Raw genomic sequence first — 16,455 nt, 5'->3', positions numbered from 1 at the left:
ACCCACGGAACTTTTTTCCGCTCTATTGGAATATCTTCGAGCGGTGATACTCCAAGGAACTTGAATGTGGGTGAAAGCGCTCCGGCAGCGATATCGGTTTACCCTCTAATTTAGTGAAAGCCGCACGAAAGACTTCGCAGTCCGCTTTGGAGGTTGCGTGGCGGGAAATTCGCAGCCGCAGCTTGTCATCGACACACATCAACCCTCGATCAAAGGCCCGATCATGGAGTGTGCAGAGAGAAAGTCCATTCCGTGGGTCTGCGCGAAGTTCGATGCTTGCCGTCCACGGGATGATGTGACTTGCTGAGAGCACCGCCGGTATGTCGATTCGGCAGAAGGCACAAGAATATCTGTACGCTGCCAGCACGCTTCTGCGAAAGAAGCTTTGTACAAGGCGCATCGGCCGGGTCGCAGCAGCCTCGGTTGGTCCGGTGGGCATCGCAAACTCAACTTCCGCAGGAACCGCACTTGGAAGCTCCAACCGCTCATACGCTTCTTCACTCTGCTGAGCTAAAAGATTCGGATTTGCGTTGAACTCTTCCCAGACTGCCCGGTCCAATCGGCTGGCATTCGCCAGACCCTTGACGTTCCTCGACTGATGAGCGGGATCGAAGCTCGCGAAGTTGCCGAGCTTCATAGCTACGGCGCTGGGAGTGCGATCCAGCGCTTGAGCTAGCTGGATTATGTCCGGATTGTTGCGATGAAATTTGCCAAACGGAGTGCGGCAATAAAAGTTGAAGCAGACTAGGAGCTCATCGCGCGTCCAATCTCTGTTATCAGCCACGTTGAGTTAGGCGAGCACCCTTTCAGGATCAAGTTCAGCTTCGCAGTGCGGACAGGTAAAGATTAGATCGCAATTCCCCAAACCCTCATCCTCTTCATAGTGTCCCGTTTCAGGACTGAAGCGCTTGGTGCCCCACATTTTATAGTCGATCCTCTGAAGTTCCTTCTGGCATTCTGGGCACGAGAGCAATTTGTCAGGCATCAAGATTTCCCCTTGTGCTCGGGCCAGATTAGATGAAAACTTGAAGTCAGACGAGAGATTTCTGCAGCTTGCTGGACTCCGGTCCTACCCTTGCAATTGGCTGTTCGGTGGTCATCTCCCCCACATTCCCCTTGTAACTCTGAAGCTTGCGATACATCGTCGTCTTGCTGATTGCGAGCAGCTTCGCAGCTCGCAGCACGTCACCGTTTGCGAGTTTGACTGCGGCGAGGATTGCGTGGGGAAAACAACAGGCCAACCTTCCCACAGAAGATCCCTCGCTGCGCTCGGGATCACCGTCCCATCGCGCCTGCGAACCATATCAGGAACATGCAGACGGCCAAGGCCGGAGCGTACCAGCGTAGTGCGTTCTTTCGCCACATCCCAGGAATGGAAACCAGGAGCGCTGCTAAGGAGACTATGAGTCCCGAATCCATGAACCAAACCCATCTCGGATCGTCATAGCGGGACCCGCCGACCACAATCATGTAGACGATCGTGTAGAGCGCGAGTGCGATTGATGCATTCGCCAAGCCGAATCCAATCAGCGAGAACCAGGATGGAATGTCCTTCGGTTTTCGGTTGCTTGCCCATTTGCTCCAGCCTAGCGTGAACAGCACTGGTGCTCCAAGGTATGACGCGAGCACTATCGGGACGATGAAGTAGATCATTGCGGGAAAGGCTACGAGCTACTCGTAAGGGTGAACATCAGGGTTACAGCTTACAGGGAACAGGGAGGACGGACAGGCACCGCGGCGATCAGCCTGTGTAAACAAAGCGCCGGTGAAGATGGGCTCTGCTAACGTCGTCCACTATTCGCGTTCGAAATAACCAGGAGCTTGGAGGCTCATGCCCCGGCTGTTACCCACATGCCATGTTCCCTTCAAGTACCTGGCGTCCGGCGACAACGTTCCCGTGTACTTGTAATTTGCGCCGATTCCGAAGGTTGTTTCAAGTTCGACAGTCGATGGTCCGGTCGAAAGGATCTTGAGTAGCTCGCCATTGCGACCGCCGCCGAACTCCCGATCAAGCCAGGCAATTAGCACACCGTCGGATGATTGGCGAATGTGCAAGCTACCGGGAGTAGACCACGGTGTCGCATTGGCCTTGCCCTTCCAATCTCCGACGATCGGATTCTCGTTACCACTCTGCATATGTGGGCGAGTGAGAATCGCCTGTCCCGTTTTGCTACACGCCGACCACTTGCCAGTCCATCGCTGTGCAGCCGTATCGAAGGTCAAGCTGATGCTGAACCGGTTGGGATAACCGAGACCTGTGAATCGGATATCCAGGTGATCGTCGTCGAGCGCAACTGAGTCCGCGAAGGGTTTGCCGGGAACAAAAGACTCTGCATCCTCTCTAGCATTTTGTCGATGATAGACGCGGATGCTGCTCGTTGGTGAAGGCCCAGAGCCTTCCACCTTGATGAAGAAGCCGTGAATTCCATCTTGCGCTACGCACTCCCATGGACCCGCGATAGCGGCGGGATGCACGCTCAGGTTCTTGGGCTGATTGTCTTGTAAGACAATCGCCATATTGAGGAGAACCACCAGGCAAGCGACGAGCACGACGGCATTGTCCCATGCTTGGGCACCGCCCGAGCCCGGGGGAAGCACAGAGATCTAATCAGCCGCCTCCGCAATCACGCAATCAAATTCTTCTCTCGGGATGACGATCTTAGCTCTCTTGCGCGTACCTCCTTCCAATGCTCGATAAACGGTGGTCTTGCCGACTTCCAGCATTTTTGCGGCGCGCATTTTGTCGCCGTTTACAAGATTTACTGTTGCAATGATTGCTCGCCGCTTAATCTCCTCCAGGGTCAGAAAGCCGGTGGTTTTTAGCTCCTCCTTGATCGCCGAGGACGAGAACAAAGAAGTCGCCTTTTGCTTCGCAGCCTCCACAAGCGCTGCCAATTCACCACCATTCATCTGCGGCATTTCGTAATCCAGGAGTGCCCAGTCAACGGCTCCCTGTTTTAGGGCTTTGATCGCCATTGTTGGATCTGGCGAAGTGAGAACGTCGTACCCTTGTTGTTGAAGGATGAGTGAGAGCAAATGCATGGTCAGCGCGTTGTCGTCGACGCATAAGACTTGGCAACGCTGGCCAAAGTTGATGTTCGTACGTAGTCTTTTTTCCACCATCGCAACAACCCACGTTTCCGTTTTGTCTTGCCGAGCTTGTAGTCTCCCAACAAACATCGACATGCTCAGCAACTATGTACAGCGCCCTTGTGTCTGGACTCTCTTCCTGAACCTCTCGCCGCAAGGTGAGAAGTAATTCGCCCTGTAGATCGGATGGCTTTCGCTGTCATCCTTAAAGTGCACCCAACACCAAACAAAAAACCCGAGAGACGCCAAACTAAGCGCTGCCAAACCAATCACACTTGCACACAACATTCGCGATCCTTGTGCTGGCGAAAAGCGGCTCCGGCCAAGCCTTCGGCTCAATGGATTTGAACTTCAGCACCTGCTCCCGGCTGATTCTTACGAAGGAAGAAGGAGAGTAAAAACATTGCCGCAGCAATTACTGAAAGAAGCCAGTACACATCGACATACGAGAGCGCTGCCGCTTGCTGTTGAACCATGCCATACAATCTGCCAAGCGCCTGTCGCTGAGCTTCATGCATGCTCACGCCAGCGTGGCTGAGCTTCAGTGCAACTCCGTCAATCACTGCTTGGAAGCGATGCGATCGTGTGGACTCAGCTAAAACCGATTGGTGGTACTGTGATCGGCGCGCGAGTAGCGTGGTCACTGCCGAGGTTCCTACGCTTTGCCCCATGTTGCGCACGAAATTTATCAAGCCGGCAGCAGCATTGCTTTTTTCCGCCGGCAGACCCACATATGCCGCCATCGTGAGCGGGACGAATAAGAATCCAACCGGCAAATACTGCCAAATGCGCATCCACGTGGCCGCGTTAAAGCTAATTAACAAATCAAGGCGTTTGCACGAGACATACATCGCGACAGCCAGACTTATCCAACCAAAAGCCAGCAGATAGCGTGCCTGGATGCGACCAGCAAGACGTCCTACTAACTGCAGCACGACCAATAGGAGAATCGCTGCCGCAGAGAGCACCATTCCGGCCTTCTGCGCCGTGTAGCCCATGAGCGTTTGCAGAAACTGAGGAAGAAGTACGGTAGAACTGAACAGAACGGCGCCAAGCACGAACATCATCAGGCTGCAGCTTGCAAAATTGAAACGCTGGAATAAGCGAATGTCGACGATAGGTTCTTTGCGACGCCACTCCCAAATGACGAGAGAGACCAGACCGATGGTCGCGACGACAATCAGGGTTGTAATAAAGCTAGATCCGAACCAATCGTCTTCCTGCCCCTTATCGAGCGCCACCTGCAGTGCACCGACCCCGATGGCAAGCAGGGAGAATCCGAGATAATCGAAGTTGGCGAAGGCATTCTTGACACGTTTCAGGTAGGGAGGATCCTCTATCAACTGGTGCACAAGAACCACCGCCAAGATCCCGACAGGCACGTTGATATAGAAAATCCAGCGCCAGGAATAGTTATCAGTAATCCAGCCACCCAGCGTAGGACCAATTGCGGGGGCACAGACAATGGTGATTCCATACAATGCGAAAGCCATCCCGCGCTTGGCCGGCGGGAAACTATCCCCCAGGATTGCCTGCGTCATCGGCTGCAGCCCGCCACCAAAGGCGCCTTGCAGCACGCGGAAAAGCAGCAGCAGTCCAAGGTTTGGCGCAATTCCACACATAAAAGAGCTGGCGGTGAATAAGACAATGCAAGTCAGGAAGAAACGCTTCCGACCGAGCCAGCCAACAAGGAAGCCGCTAATAGGAAGTACGACGGCGTTGGACACCAGATAACTAGTCAATACCCAGGTGCTCTCGTCGTTGCTGGCGCCCAGATTGCCGGCGATGTGGGGCAGGGCGACATTGGCAATGCTGGTATCCAGAACCTCCATGAAGGCGGCGAGTGAAACGACGATTCCAATCAGCCAAGGATTGACTTTGGGCTGCGGGACCGCGTCTTGTGCCGGAATGGAATTCGAACTCATCGCACCCTCACGTCGGGGTCAACGGACAATCCAGGTTTCAGCAGTCCGTCTGCATTAAAGCTTTGTCCCGCAACCCGGTCGAAATCGATGCGCACCGGCACTCTCTGCACGACCTTTACGTAGTTGCCGGTTGCGTTTTCCGGAGGCAGAAGGCTAAAGACCGAACCCGTGCCTCCACCAAGGTTGCTTACATGGCCTTTCCATTTGCGGCCATATGCATCGACCTTGATTTCGACTGGTTGACCCGGCTCCATGTGTGCGAGCTGTGTCTCTTTGAAGTTGGCGGTCACCCAGATGTCATCGAGGGGAACGACATCCACCAGTTCCTGCCCGACACTTACGTTCTGTCCGACCTCGACGCTTTTCTTGCCTACGATTCCCGTAACGGGAGAACGGATAACCGTGAAACTAAGATTGAGTTCCGCCTGATCAAGTTGTGTTTTTCGCTGCACGGCTTGAGCGTCCGCAGCGAGTGCCTTCGCACGCGTGAGAGAAACCTGTTGCGGCGCCGTCTGCGCGCTGCGCAGGTCGGCCTTCGCTTGCAGGAGTTTGCCTTGTTGCTGCCGGAGTGTTTGTTCTGCGGCCAGCGCTGCTGCTTTGTCGGATACCACGGCCGCGCGGTTCGCTATCGCGGTCGCGTTCGCCTGATCGTACTGCTGACGTGAGATGTCTTCTTTGGCTACGAGCTGACGGTAGCGGACAAGATCGGCATCGCTCTTTGCGGCGTTTGCTTCTGCCTGTTCCACGTCGGCCTTTGCAGACTCCAGATTTTGTTCGGCTGCGGCGACTCCGGCCTCTGCATTCGCGATAGCGGTTTCTGCAGAAGCGAGATTGCTGCTCGTCGAAACAGCAGTGATTGGGACGTTCCAATGCGAACTTGCGGCCGTGGCTTCGGCATCCGCGACATTTGCTTGCGCTTGCGCTACGGCAATCTTGTAGTCCCTTTGGTCGATGGTCACGAGCACGTCGCCGGCGTGCACCAGTTGTCCCTCAATGACCCTTACTTCCTGGATCTGGCCAGTAATGCGCGCGCTCAACGGCATGATGTGCCCGTCGATCTGAGCATCGTCGGTGTCCTCATACTGGAAAGCACGCCAGGCGAAATAAATGCTGCCGATCAGAACCAACACAGCGGCCAGCAGAAGGAGTGCCATCTTTCTGCGTCGCTTCTCCGTTGCATCAACACTGGTCGCCAGCTTTTCGAGGTCCTCGACGGCGATCGGCCCTTCAGGTTCGCTGTCGCGACCGGCCTTGGCGGAGCTTTCCACTTCGGGAAGCCTGAGAGTCTTGGCGGCATTGGTTTCAGTTGACATTATTTCCTTCCTAAGTACTGGCTGTAATCGGTGCGTGCGACTCCCAAGGCGCGAGCGAGCGCGAGCTTGCCGAGGCTGTGGTTGTACACGCTGGTGATGTACTGATCGTTGGCGCTGGCGAGAGCCTGCTCGGCCTGCACTACCTCTACGCTGTCGGTAACCCCAGAGGTGAAGCGGTCTTTGGACCGAGCAAGGCTCTCATTGGCAAGATCGACGTTGCGCTTCCCAACATCGACTTGTTCTTTGGCGGCATTGAGATTGAGGTATGCTGTGCGCACGTCGTAATCAACCTGTCCGCGAATGTTTTCAGCTTCTGCTTTTCGTTGTCGCAAAGAAGCTTCCGCTTCGGTGATGTCGCCTTTAATGCGACCACCCGTGAACACCGGTACTCGAACTCCTGCCTGAAAGGTGAAGTTTCCATTGGAATGTCCGAAGGTCGAACCGACGTCACTGTAATCGCCGTTCACGGCAACCACCGGATACCGTTCCCCCCTCGCCGCGGAGAGCGTTCGTTCAGCTGCCTTTTGCGAATCGAGCGCGGAGCGGAAATCGCTGCGCGAACCGTAAGCCGTCTTCAGCGCATCTTCCAAGGCTGGAGGATTGATATCGGAATACGGAAGCTGGTCCGCGAGATCAAAGTGTTGTCCCAAAGGGAGTCCGATAGCGCGGGCCAGATTGAGCTTTGCGATATCGAAATTGTTACGAGCGATACTGAGGTTGTATTCCTCGGTGTGGAGTTGAACTTCGGTACGAGTGACATCGATCTTCGGAGCAGTGCCTGCCTGGAATGAATCGAGCGCCTGGTCGTAGAGCGCCTTTGCATTTCGCACCTGAGCTTCCTGAGCTTCAATGCGGGAAGCCGATTCGATTACCTGCAGATAAGAGTTGCCGACGACCAGCGTGACGGCGTCAAGCGTGTCTTGATAGCTGAGCTTCGAGGCCTGTTCAGCGGTTCGCGCTGCGCGAAAACGTTGGATCGACGAGAAATTAAACAGGGTTGCACTGACGCTCGCGTCCGCGCTGCTGTAACTGAACGGTCCAATGACTCTCGGAATCTGCGGTACGTTCTTGATTCCCAGAACGGCAACACTGGTTTGTTCCACGTACTCAGAAACCCCTGCGCTTACCTGCGGCAAGAGATCGCTCAGCGCGAGCAGCCGCTGGCCGCGAGCTATGGTTGCGTTTTCTCCGCTCTCAATCGTCCCGAGGTTGTACCGAAGAGCTCGATTGACTGCGTCATGCAGGGTTAAGTGCAAGACCTCGCTCGTTGCAGGACCACTCGGCACGCTTCCCGCGAATACGTCCCCTTGTCCTCGTGCCGAGCTTTGGGATGTTCCGTAACTCGTCATCGTTCCCAAACCGAGGTTGGATTGTCCTGCTGCCGGCATCACACCGCACAACATCGCGGTCAACATCAGATTTGCAATCCGCAAACCCAGCCGATCTTTTCCTGCATGTGCGATCAATTGGGTCATTGGGCTCATTCTCCTGATTCCCTTTTCGAATCGTGCCCATAATGCGCCTGAGGCACGACATTGGCAGGGTTGACCAGGGGAGGAAGCCAATGGGTCGTCTTGTCGCCTCAGGCGTATTACTGGCACGGGTCGTGAAAGCAGATATTCGGTGCACATTCCTTCGGGAGTTCCTGTTTCAGGCTTGCGAATGCCCGGATCGCTGATTACTTTGCTCTGGCAAGGAGACCCGCAGCCAGAGCCGTGATGAATGAATCGATCGCCTGAAGAGCGATTGACCACGCGATCACATACAGCACTGAGGCCGAAATGACGAGCACTAAGACGATGGCAAACGTCGTCCGTGAACACAAAGTCAGACAGGTAAAGACTGGCCATTTGCTCCGTAACGCTCCTCTGACAGTGCTCGTCCGTCTCGTAGTTGTTTGTTGTAGCATTCCCGATCTGGTCCTTCATCTTTCCATCCCCTGCATGTTTTTGCGAAGTCTCCGAGTGAGTTGAGACAAGACTTGTTTGGTAAACAGGCCTTGGGAGCGGAATCTCACGCCTTCCTTCATCAGCTCGAGCAAGAGGTTCTCTCCTTCCTGGCTAATGGCTGTTAAGTGCTTGATGTTGATCACCAGTTCGCGCTCATCGAGGTCCGCTCTGAGTTTTTCGCAGAAGGTCCTTAGCTCGGCGGTCCACGGTGAGATGAGCTTGCCCTCCAAAATCAACCTGCGCTGAGTTCGGTTGTCGATAACGGAGATCTTCAACATGTCCTTGGCCTCTGCAGTTCGGATAAAGGCAAGGTGCATGCCAAACTTTCGCGGCCGTAAGTGCATGAATTTTCAATCCGGGACTAGGAGAGTAATCGTCGAACAGCCGAAACTGTCGACAGCAGACTCGGCAGCAAAGCGTGAAGACTTGTGTCTAGAGTGTCGTTGGGGGCGTCGCTATTTCGGTTGTGGCAGGAGAGCGATGGTTCCACCAGCGCTCATTTCCTTCGGTCTGCGAAGTGGTGAAACGTAATTGACGATGAGAAGTGCGAGTGGGACAGACACTGCAAACCCGTGCTTTAGGTTACTGTGGCGCATCTCTCTCCTTCTGCCGAGTGAACGACAGGGACGAGCCCGACCGCAGGTGCTAACGCGTACGGGTGGCGGCAACAATCCTGTGAGTCAGAATCGCCGCCTCGACCGCATTTCCAGAAATATCGTTGAACGTCAGCGTCTCTTCGCCGACCAGGACTAGAACCTGACGGCCAGCCGCATACTTTGCGGTTTGCAATCCCAGCCGCGGAGTGTACAACACGACATAGATCCTGTTCCCAATTTGCACGGAGAGATCATAGCTTGGGGCCTGGGAATCGGTGGCAGCATAGTAGAATGTGGATTGACGGCCACGATAGTCGCGATCTGATATTTTGTGCTGCCTGCGGATTGGCAGAGCGCAGGAATAGAGCACAGGCACGCACAAATTAATATGAGCTTTCTCAACATATAGCAATCCCTCGTAAAACGACGCCCGAAGTTCTCAAAGCGAGTCCGGGCTTTGCCTGTGACCCCACGTCACGAGCTATGCGGCTTTCGGCGGAAAGTTCTTGAACATCTTTTGGACAACCTTCGCGAGGCTCTTTATCTTCTTTTGGGAATTGTCTGACACATCTCCACTCGCTGTTCCTCTCCAAATCAACTGTTTGGAGTTGCCGTCGAACATGCTGACGATCAGCGTGCCAACTTCGTAGTGGTCGACCGTGGTAGTTTCGTCTACCATGCCGCCTCCCCAGCGCCGGCCGCCGAACCCGTTGTAGAAGCTGTCGTACTGCTCACGCACGGACGTTTGTTCAACCACCACAAGCGCAACGTCTCCGCCACTAGACACCTGACTCCAGCCCTTAGCAGCTAACTCCTGGTCAATCGCTTCTTTCACACGGTTATCCGTGATGGGGTCGGCAGTATGAAGCTTCGCCCATGAATATGTCTTGATTTGTCTGAAGTTTGCGGCATGGTCATAATCAACCGCGACATGCTGAGCAAAGGCCGCGGTTGCTAACTGGATCGCCAAGAAGGTAATGGCTGGTACTTTGCGAAATCTCATATCAAGCTCCTTTCAGTTTGGATTGCTTTTCGCCTGACTCGCTTACATTCGCATAACGTTACGGATAACATGTGACCTCCCTTCGATCACTTTTTTGCAAGGGTCGACGATTCAGCGCCGCGTTTCAAATCGTTGAGTTTGTGCTGCTGTTCTAGAGTGAGCAGCTTGTAGATCTCCGACTGCATACGTTCGTTGGCCACGATCAACTTCGCCAACTGTCCTGCTTGTGCGTTGGCAAGTGCTTTGAGGTCCTTGCCGCTGGTGTGGACTGGGTCCGCAGCCAACAACTTCTCCCTTGTTGCTTGCAGCTCTGTGATCAGCGGCTGAAGACTTCGGCGTTCTCGTGCCATCACTTGCTCGATGCGTTCAACCTGCGCCTGGCTCAAGTCCAAATATTCTGCCAATGAAGGATTCAGCTGAAACGATGAGAACGGCAGCGCTACCAGGATGACTTGGTTATCTTCGGCCTGACTGGAAGCCGCTGGAGCTCCAGGATCAGGAACCCGATCCAGATCCTGTTGCAACATGGCACTCCAGGCGCCGAGCAGCTCAAATTGCATCTGCGCCACTTGGTATTGCTCAGAACTGATTTTCTGCCCTTGCTCGCTGGTGAGTTCTCCGCGCTGCACAGCGTCGGTAATTTGCAAGAGGGTTGCAGAAAATCGATGCGTAATCTCTGCCATTTCAGTTTCATAGTCCTGCAACAGTTGCTTTGGGCCGCGCGGTACTGCAGGAGGTGTGGCCAAGACAGCGTCAACCTGTTCGGAATTGGCGCTTCCGATGTCATCGTTCGTATTACTGTTTCCGGATTTGGTCTGCGCGGATGAAGTAATTGGTATAAGTACCGCTAAGACAATCGCGATGAGAATGAAGTTAGTTTTCATTTTGTAGCTCCTTACTGTGATTTCCTTTTCGCCGCTCGACCCGAATGGATGAGCGCGATCTTCAGCATTACTTCTCCCAGCTGCGATAAGGCAAGGGGCATACCAAACCTGCGGAGCCGTAAGTCAATGAATTTTCAATGCGGGACTAGGAGAGTAGTCCCCGAATAGCCGAAACTGCTGACGGCAGATTCGTCAGCTAAGCGAGAGAACGCGACGGTGCACCATTCTCAAGGTTGCTGTGGTTCGGACTTGGCCTAGTCGCGATACTGGTCAGTACGGTCTGCGAAGTGGTGAAAGAGTTGTTTTCTTCTTACTGCGCCTGGCACCACAGCACCCATTCGCTACCGCAAACGGTACTGATGTGCTTTTATGTCGAGGCTGCTTAGTACGAGGCAGATGCAAGAATCTCGATGCAAGAATCGAAAACGACCGATTAGGCGAATTGCTTGGGGTCTATGCCAAACTTTTTGATACGAGAAAGGAGAGTGGAGCGTTTGGTGCCCATGCGTGCGGCAGCGCCATCCTCTCCACCGACGCGCCCCTTGCTATCGGTGAGCGCACGTACAATTTCTTCTCGTTGTCTTGTTGCGTAATCATTCATCACAGTCTTTTTTGAATTCAGCGCGTGGATCGTTTCTTTGACGATGTCAGCGATGTCCTGCTGTGAAGACTGCGCGTTGCCAGGAGCTGGCGTTTCATAAGTGGTCTTTCGGAGCTCTCCGAGGGGAGCCTCAAGCGACTTGCCGCGCGTTACAATCACCGCCCGCTCCATGAAGTTTTCCAGCTCACGGATATTGCCAGGCCATTCCCAAGCCGTCAGCCCTTTCATTACCGCCGGCGAAATCGTTTCAATCTTCTTCTGCATTTGCTTTGCAAACTTCTGGACGAAGTAACTCACGAGTTGCGGAATATCTTCTTTTCTGTCCCGCAGCGGTGGTATTCGGATCGGAAATACATGCAGGCGGTAGTACAGATCACTTCGAAATTCTCGAGAAGCAACCATCTTTTCGAGATCTCGATTGGTAGCCGCAATCAGACGGACATTCACCTTCCGGGTATGAGTGCTTCCCAGTCGTTCAAATTCCCGCTCCTGCAATGCTCGCAAGAGCTTCGGTTGAATCTCAGTGGGAATGTCACCGACTTCATCCAAAAACAGAGTGCCGTGGTCGGCGAGCTCCAGGCGTCCGATTTTCTGGGAAATGGCCCCCGTAAATGCTCCTTTTTCATGCCCAAATAATTCGCTTTCCAGCAGACCGGTAGGAATCGCAGCACAGTTCAGCTTCACGAAAGTCCGGTCTTTTCGTCGGCTATGTTCGTGAATCGCGCGAGCGATCAATTCCTTTCCCGTTCCGGTTTCACCGAGCAGCAAGACTGTGGAATCAGTGGGAGCAACCGTGTTAACCATCTCCAACACATGTCTCAACGCTGTGCTGCTTCCGATGATCTGCTCAAAGCCCATCTCGCTGCGAATCTCTTCTTCGAGGTAGAGCTTTTCCTGGGCTAGTTTGTCCTTAAGGTCCGAAATCTCGCGGTATGCCACGGCGTTTTCAATGGCAATCGCGATTTGCCCGGATGCTTGGGTGAGGAACTCTATATCTTCTTGCGTGAAAGCATCCTCCGTTTTCCGCATAATTCCCAGAAAGCCAACCACACGGCTGTGATTAATAAGAGGAATCAAACAGCGGGTCTTTAAACCCTCGGCGAGTATCATGTCGCGAATCTCAGGAGAAACGTCGTCGTCGGTGTATGAGGTCACCGGTCCCAGAGTTTCAAGAGCTCGCCTGGCCGCGCCTGACATTGCGACGATCTGCTCTTCCGCGATGAGCCCCTTACTATTAGGAAAGTCAAGAGCGTATACCCTGACCGTCCCTGATGACATATCCGGCAGCGAAATAACAACGGCATCGCACTGAATGACCTCACGAACATTCGCTGCGATGGCGCGCAATACTTCCCGAAGCTGTAGGTTCGACGTGATTCGTTTCGTCAGGTCCAGTAGCAATTGCAGGCGGGCGGTATCGCTCAAACCAAGGAGAGTCTCGCGACGTTCCCCGTTGTTTGCACCCGCGATGATGGGCTCTGTGCTCATGTCCCTCATGGAGAGATCAGTTCCGCTGGCAGGTCAAATTTACCCGCAGGATAGATGATTTTGTTCCGCTAAAGGTCGCAGCTTTCTGCGCTACCCAGGCGACAGCAGTGACCTTGAAAGCACAATCCGCCCCACCTTAGCAGTCGAATCTGCCGTCGGCACTCTCGGCTCTTCCATCACTACTTCTGAACTTTTGCACTGAAATTCATTGTTTTGCGGGCAGTAAGTTTGGCACATGTATTGCTTTTGTGGGGTGCGTAAGCAAAAGGGGCTGATCTTCAATAGCGTCTGGAATTCGCGGGCCCTCATTTAGGTCTTAATCCTCGAGCGGAGGTAACGCAGGTGCGAAAGAACTTGGCGAGAGATGCCATCAGCGAAGAGCCCGGAAACAGCATAGATCTTTGGAACGAAATCCATTACCTAGACCCCGATTTACAGCGTGCAGAAAGAGACCAAAGAAGTAGCGATGGGATGTGGATCATCATCGCGCTTCTGTTTGCGCTTTTGCTGATTTCCGGTCTGTGCCTGTACGTTCGCACCCTGTGAGACTTGCTCTTTTGACTTCGCCATTTCCCAAAAAGCGCCATGAAATTCCAATACCACACTCTTCCGCGCGTCCTAACTCTCTGCGATTGTTTGCTTTTTCGAAAATGAGCAGCGAGCAGCAAAACAACTTCATTCAGCGGAGATTTGGAAATATGGACCCGTCAGAACTGTTGAACATTTTGAAAGCCATCTATGGACATCCTCACGATAAGGGTCGCCCCAAGGGCAGGCGCGACCGAATCCTAAGGACTCAATCGAGTAGCCCGAGGTTCGCCATCGCTAACGCACTGGGTCCGGCTAAAACTAAGGAACTCGGCGTCTCAGTTCCGGAACCAAGAAATGTACAGATCTGAACACGCTTGACCTGGACGCATAACCAGCGCCGTCCGGGTAGTTGCCGAATTTGTCATCGACAGTTTCAACCATTCCAAAACCACTCTCACTGTCCATGACGACAATTCATTCACTTGCGGCAGCAAGAGTTTGGCATGCGCATTGCCTCTATCCGAACTGTAAAGGAAATCAGATGTTAACGATCTTCAGTGTCGAGAACCGGTCACTTCTTGCAGTGATGGCACGGAGACTTACAACAGGAGTCGCAAGCCATGGCTCAGTCACAATCGTTTATCGGCCAGCCTTCAACTTCCCAATTCAGTCCGTTCGTCGAGCTGCATCAGTCCATTCCGAGCCAGGTGGAAGCCATCTCTCCGTTCCTCGATCAACTGATGCGCTTTATCAGGAGGTTCCGAAGTGAGGATGGGAGCGAAGTCGACATCGAAATCGCTTTGCGTGAGGCGCTTACGAACGCGATCGTCCACGGCAACCATGAAAACCCCGAGAAGCGCGTCTACGTCGCATCCCGCTGCAGCCAGGATGGAGAAGTATTAGTCACAATTCGGGATTTGGGACAAGGTTTTGATAGCCGCCTAGTGCCGGATCCAACGGCACCCGAGAACCGGCTATCAGCTCACGGCCGCGGTATCTACCTCATGCAAGCGTTGATGGACGAAGTTCAGTTTGAAGAGGGAGGAACCGTGGTCAAGCTGCACAAGCAGTCCAATTCGACTCGCGCAACCCAGAGCAAACGGATTGAGGAGCTAAAAGAATGAAAAGGAAGTCGATAGTCATTCTGGCTGCATTAATGTTGGTTATCCCAATCACCTCATCCGCGGAGCCCCAATCGGGCGACGGCAACGCGAACATTTCATCGAGTCTGGCTGTCGATTCTGCCGTCGGCACTTTCGGCTCTTTGAGTGCTGCCTCGTATTCCCTGCACTGCAAATTCATTCACTTACAGACGCGAAGTTTGGCATGCGTTTTGCCTTATCCATGTATAGAGCTACGCCGGCACCTCGAGGAGGTGGCACGATGAAGCACCAGAATGGGAAGGTCGAAATACATGAGTACGCGGTCGTCGAAGACTTCCAAAGGATCTTTCAGGAGAACATGGCCAGCCTCTACCTGCTTGCCTTGTTGCTGACAGGCGATCACGACAAAGCAGAGCAATGCTTCATAGCTGGTATCGAGGAGACTGTTCAGGCGAACCAGGCATTCAAGGTGTGGGCGCATAAATGGGCGCGGCGCACGATCATCCAAAACGCTATCCGCGCATTGAAGCCTCATCCAGACGCTGAGAGCGCATCTTTGTCAGCTACCGATTCAGTCTGCAAGCGCGCGCGAACTCTCATAGACTCCGATCTCTGTCACGTGCTGGCGCTTGATGACTTCGAGCGGTTTGTCTTCGTGATGTCTGTTCTCGAACGAATGTCTGACCTTGAGTGCGGGGTGCTTCTGGGCTACTCAGTTGAGAAGGTTCGGGAAGCTCGGGCGCAAGCTCTTCTGCAGATCGCGGCTGCGTGGGTACGACATCGCGAGACCCAGATGCCGGCATGTCGAGTTAACCGGTGATCACGGAATGGTACCGAAAGCTCTGCTTCAATGGCGCACGGTAATGCGCCTGATGGAGGCGACGCCCCGTTATCTCCCGACTCCCCTGGTGAGCCTATAAAACGGCACCACAATTGGTGCGATTCGCGGAGCTAAAGCGATACATCATCCACAAGATGAGTCCGGGTGACTACAGTCCTGAAAAGGCTGGCGGCGGTTCGATTCCCTCTCTGGCCACCATCACTTGAGGATTCACTGACACCTCGACTGCGGGCACCGCGTAGGGCAGCTGGCGTGATTCGTCAGGTTATTTAGCTAGCGGTCTTCTTCTCTGGCATACCATTTGGAACCAGCGGCATTGCACGTAAACGCGTACCGGTGGCATTGAAGATGGCGTTTGCTACGGCGGGAGCCAGGCCAACGATCGGCGTCTCGCCCGCCCCAAACGGTGGCACGTCCTTGCGGTTAATGATCTCAACTTCGATCGCCGGAAGGTCGCGGAAGCGGGGCACGCGGTAGGAAGAAAAGTGCGGATTCAGCACACGTCCGTTGGCAAAGTGCACATCCTCAAACAGAGCTCCACCGATGCCTTGGACAATCGCACCTTCAATCTGGTTTCTCAAACCATTAGGATTCACCACCGGCCCGCAGTCCCAGGCCTCGACCACACGCGAGATGCGCACGGAGCGGCTCTCCGGATCGACGGCCACCTCGGCGCAAGTAGCGACGTATCCGCCTTTCTCGAATCCGCCGGCGATGCCGAAGCCGCGTGATGCCGAAGATTTCTGTTGTCCCCAACCGAAGCGCTTCGCCGCGCTTTCAAAAACCGCGCGCAAGCGAGGATCGGTAATGTTCTTCAAGCGAAACTGCAGTGGATTCACGCCGATCGCATGCGCGATTTCGTCCATGGCACTCTCGCGTGCGAAGTGATTGGCGGTGGCCGCCAAACCGCGATAGGAGCCTTGACGCAAGGGTGGCGCCGATGCCGGATGGAACTGAATCTTCTGGTTCGCGACGTTATAGAAAGTGTTGATGGCGGCCGGCTTACAACAAACTCAACAGCTTGTTAATTTCGCCGACCGCGTGGAATGACAATGTTGTGGAGCCCGGCGAAACTTACTATTACGTTTTGACGGCAGTAAATACCTCCGGGTCTGAGAGCCTGTATTCCTT

General features: G+C 54.0%; 17 protein-coding genes and 1 tRNA gene. 3 read left to right on the top strand and 15 right to left on the bottom strand.

All coding sequences use genetic code 11. The features are described from left to right. Positions 1-22 precede the first annotated feature (22 nt). The 14 genes from VNX88_05040 to VNX88_04975 form a co-directional block, all read right to left on the bottom strand. Positions 23-784, bottom strand: a complete 762-nt coding sequence (locus tag VNX88_05040; GenBank protein ID HWY68007.1) for an HNH endonuclease — start codon at positions 782-784, stop codon at positions 23-25. Between the two features lie 247 nt (positions 785-1,031). Beyond that, the gene (locus VNX88_05035) at positions 1,032-1,250 is read right to left on the bottom strand and encodes a helix-turn-helix domain-containing protein (GenBank protein HWY68006.1); all 219 of its coding nucleotides are present in this window, start codon (positions 1,248-1,250) and stop codon (positions 1,032-1,034) included. 25 nt (positions 1,251-1,275) lie between these two features. Continuing rightward, positions 1,276-1,653, bottom strand: coding sequence for a hypothetical protein (locus tag VNX88_05030; protein HWY68005.1), 378 nt, complete (start codon positions 1,651-1,653; stop codon positions 1,276-1,278). A gap of 141 nt (positions 1,654-1,794) precedes the next feature. Next, a complete protein-coding gene (locus VNX88_05025; GenBank protein ID HWY68004.1) occupies positions 1,795-2,598 on the bottom strand; it encodes a hypothetical protein in 804 nt (267 codons plus the stop codon). 6 nt (positions 2,599-2,604) lie between these two features. Continuing rightward, complete coding sequence (locus VNX88_05020) at positions 2,605-3,180, bottom strand: response regulator (protein ID HWY68003.1); 576 nt, start codon at positions 3,178-3,180, stop codon at positions 2,605-2,607. A 245-nt stretch (positions 3,181-3,425) separates the two neighbouring features. Further along, the gene (locus VNX88_05015) at positions 3,426-5,015 is read right to left on the bottom strand and encodes a DHA2 family efflux MFS transporter permease subunit (protein ID HWY68002.1); all 1,590 of its coding nucleotides are present in this window, start codon (positions 5,013-5,015) and stop codon (positions 3,426-3,428) included. Further along, positions 5,012-6,328, bottom strand: a complete 1,317-nt coding sequence (locus VNX88_05010) for an HlyD family secretion protein (protein HWY68001.1) — start codon at positions 6,326-6,328, stop codon at positions 5,012-5,014. The genes VNX88_05015 and VNX88_05010 overlap by 4 nt, the downstream gene beginning before the upstream one ends. Continuing rightward, a complete protein-coding gene (locus VNX88_05005) occupies positions 6,328-7,803 on the bottom strand; it encodes a TolC family protein (protein ID HWY68000.1) in 1,476 nt (491 codons plus the stop codon). Before VNX88_05005 ends, VNX88_05010 begins: the two co-directional genes overlap by 1 nt. Positions 7,804-8,252: 449 nt before the next feature. Then, complete coding sequence (locus tag VNX88_05000; GenBank protein ID HWY67999.1) at positions 8,253-8,594, bottom strand: hypothetical protein; 342 nt, start codon at positions 8,592-8,594, stop codon at positions 8,253-8,255. A gap of 328 nt (positions 8,595-8,922) precedes the next feature. Then, positions 8,923-9,249 carry a hypothetical protein gene (locus VNX88_04995; protein ID HWY67998.1) on the bottom strand — a complete coding sequence of 109 codons (327 nt, stop codon included), beginning with the start codon at positions 9,247-9,249 and terminating at the stop codon, positions 8,923-8,925. 105 nt (positions 9,250-9,354) lie between these two features. Then, the gene (locus VNX88_04990) at positions 9,355-9,876 is read right to left on the bottom strand and encodes a DUF4136 domain-containing protein (protein HWY67997.1); all 522 of its coding nucleotides are present in this window, start codon (positions 9,874-9,876) and stop codon (positions 9,355-9,357) included. Between the two features lie 86 nt (positions 9,877-9,962). Then, positions 9,963-10,760, bottom strand: coding sequence for a Spy/CpxP family protein refolding chaperone (locus VNX88_04985; GenBank protein ID HWY67996.1), 798 nt, complete (start codon positions 10,758-10,760; stop codon positions 9,963-9,965). A gap of 433 nt (positions 10,761-11,193) precedes the next feature. Beyond that, positions 11,194-12,849 carry a sigma 54-interacting transcriptional regulator gene (locus VNX88_04980; GenBank protein ID HWY67995.1) on the bottom strand — a complete coding sequence of 552 codons (1,656 nt, stop codon included), beginning with the start codon at positions 12,847-12,849 and terminating at the stop codon, positions 11,194-11,196. Positions 12,850-13,281: 432 nt separating this feature from the next. Then, positions 13,282-13,419, bottom strand: coding sequence for a hypothetical protein (locus VNX88_04975; GenBank protein ID HWY67994.1), 138 nt, complete (start codon positions 13,417-13,419; stop codon positions 13,282-13,284). A 581-nt stretch (positions 13,420-14,000) separates the two neighbouring features. Between VNX88_04975 and VNX88_04970 the strand changes: the two genes are divergently transcribed. The 3 genes from VNX88_04970 to VNX88_04960 all read left to right on the top strand — a co-directional run bounded on the left by VNX88_04970 (position 14,001) and on the right by VNX88_04960 (position 15,522). After that, positions 14,001-14,504, top strand: coding sequence for an ATP-binding protein (locus VNX88_04970; GenBank protein HWY67993.1), 504 nt, complete (start codon positions 14,001-14,003; stop codon positions 14,502-14,504). 259 nt (positions 14,505-14,763) lie between these two features. Continuing rightward, the gene (locus VNX88_04965; protein HWY67992.1) at positions 14,764-15,303 is read left to right on the top strand and encodes a hypothetical protein; all 540 of its coding nucleotides are present in this window, start codon (positions 14,764-14,766) and stop codon (positions 15,301-15,303) included. 155 nt (positions 15,304-15,458) lie between these two features. After that, positions 15,459-15,522: transfer RNA gene (locus VNX88_04960), tRNA-Phe, on the top strand. 71 nt (positions 15,523-15,593) lie between these two features. Here the strand turns inward: VNX88_04960 and VNX88_04955 are convergent. Further along, positions 15,594-16,316 carry a molybdopterin cofactor-binding domain-containing protein gene (locus VNX88_04955; protein HWY67991.1) on the bottom strand — a complete coding sequence of 241 codons (723 nt, stop codon included), beginning with the start codon at positions 16,314-16,316 and terminating at the stop codon, positions 15,594-15,596. Positions 16,317-16,455: the final 139 nt, after the last annotated feature.

The organism is Terriglobales bacterium, assembly GCA_035567895.1.
Taxonomy (GTDB): domain Bacteria; phylum Acidobacteriota; class Terriglobia; order Terriglobales; family Acidobacteriaceae; genus Gp1-AA112.
This window is presented reverse-complemented; position numbering and strand designations above follow the sequence as displayed.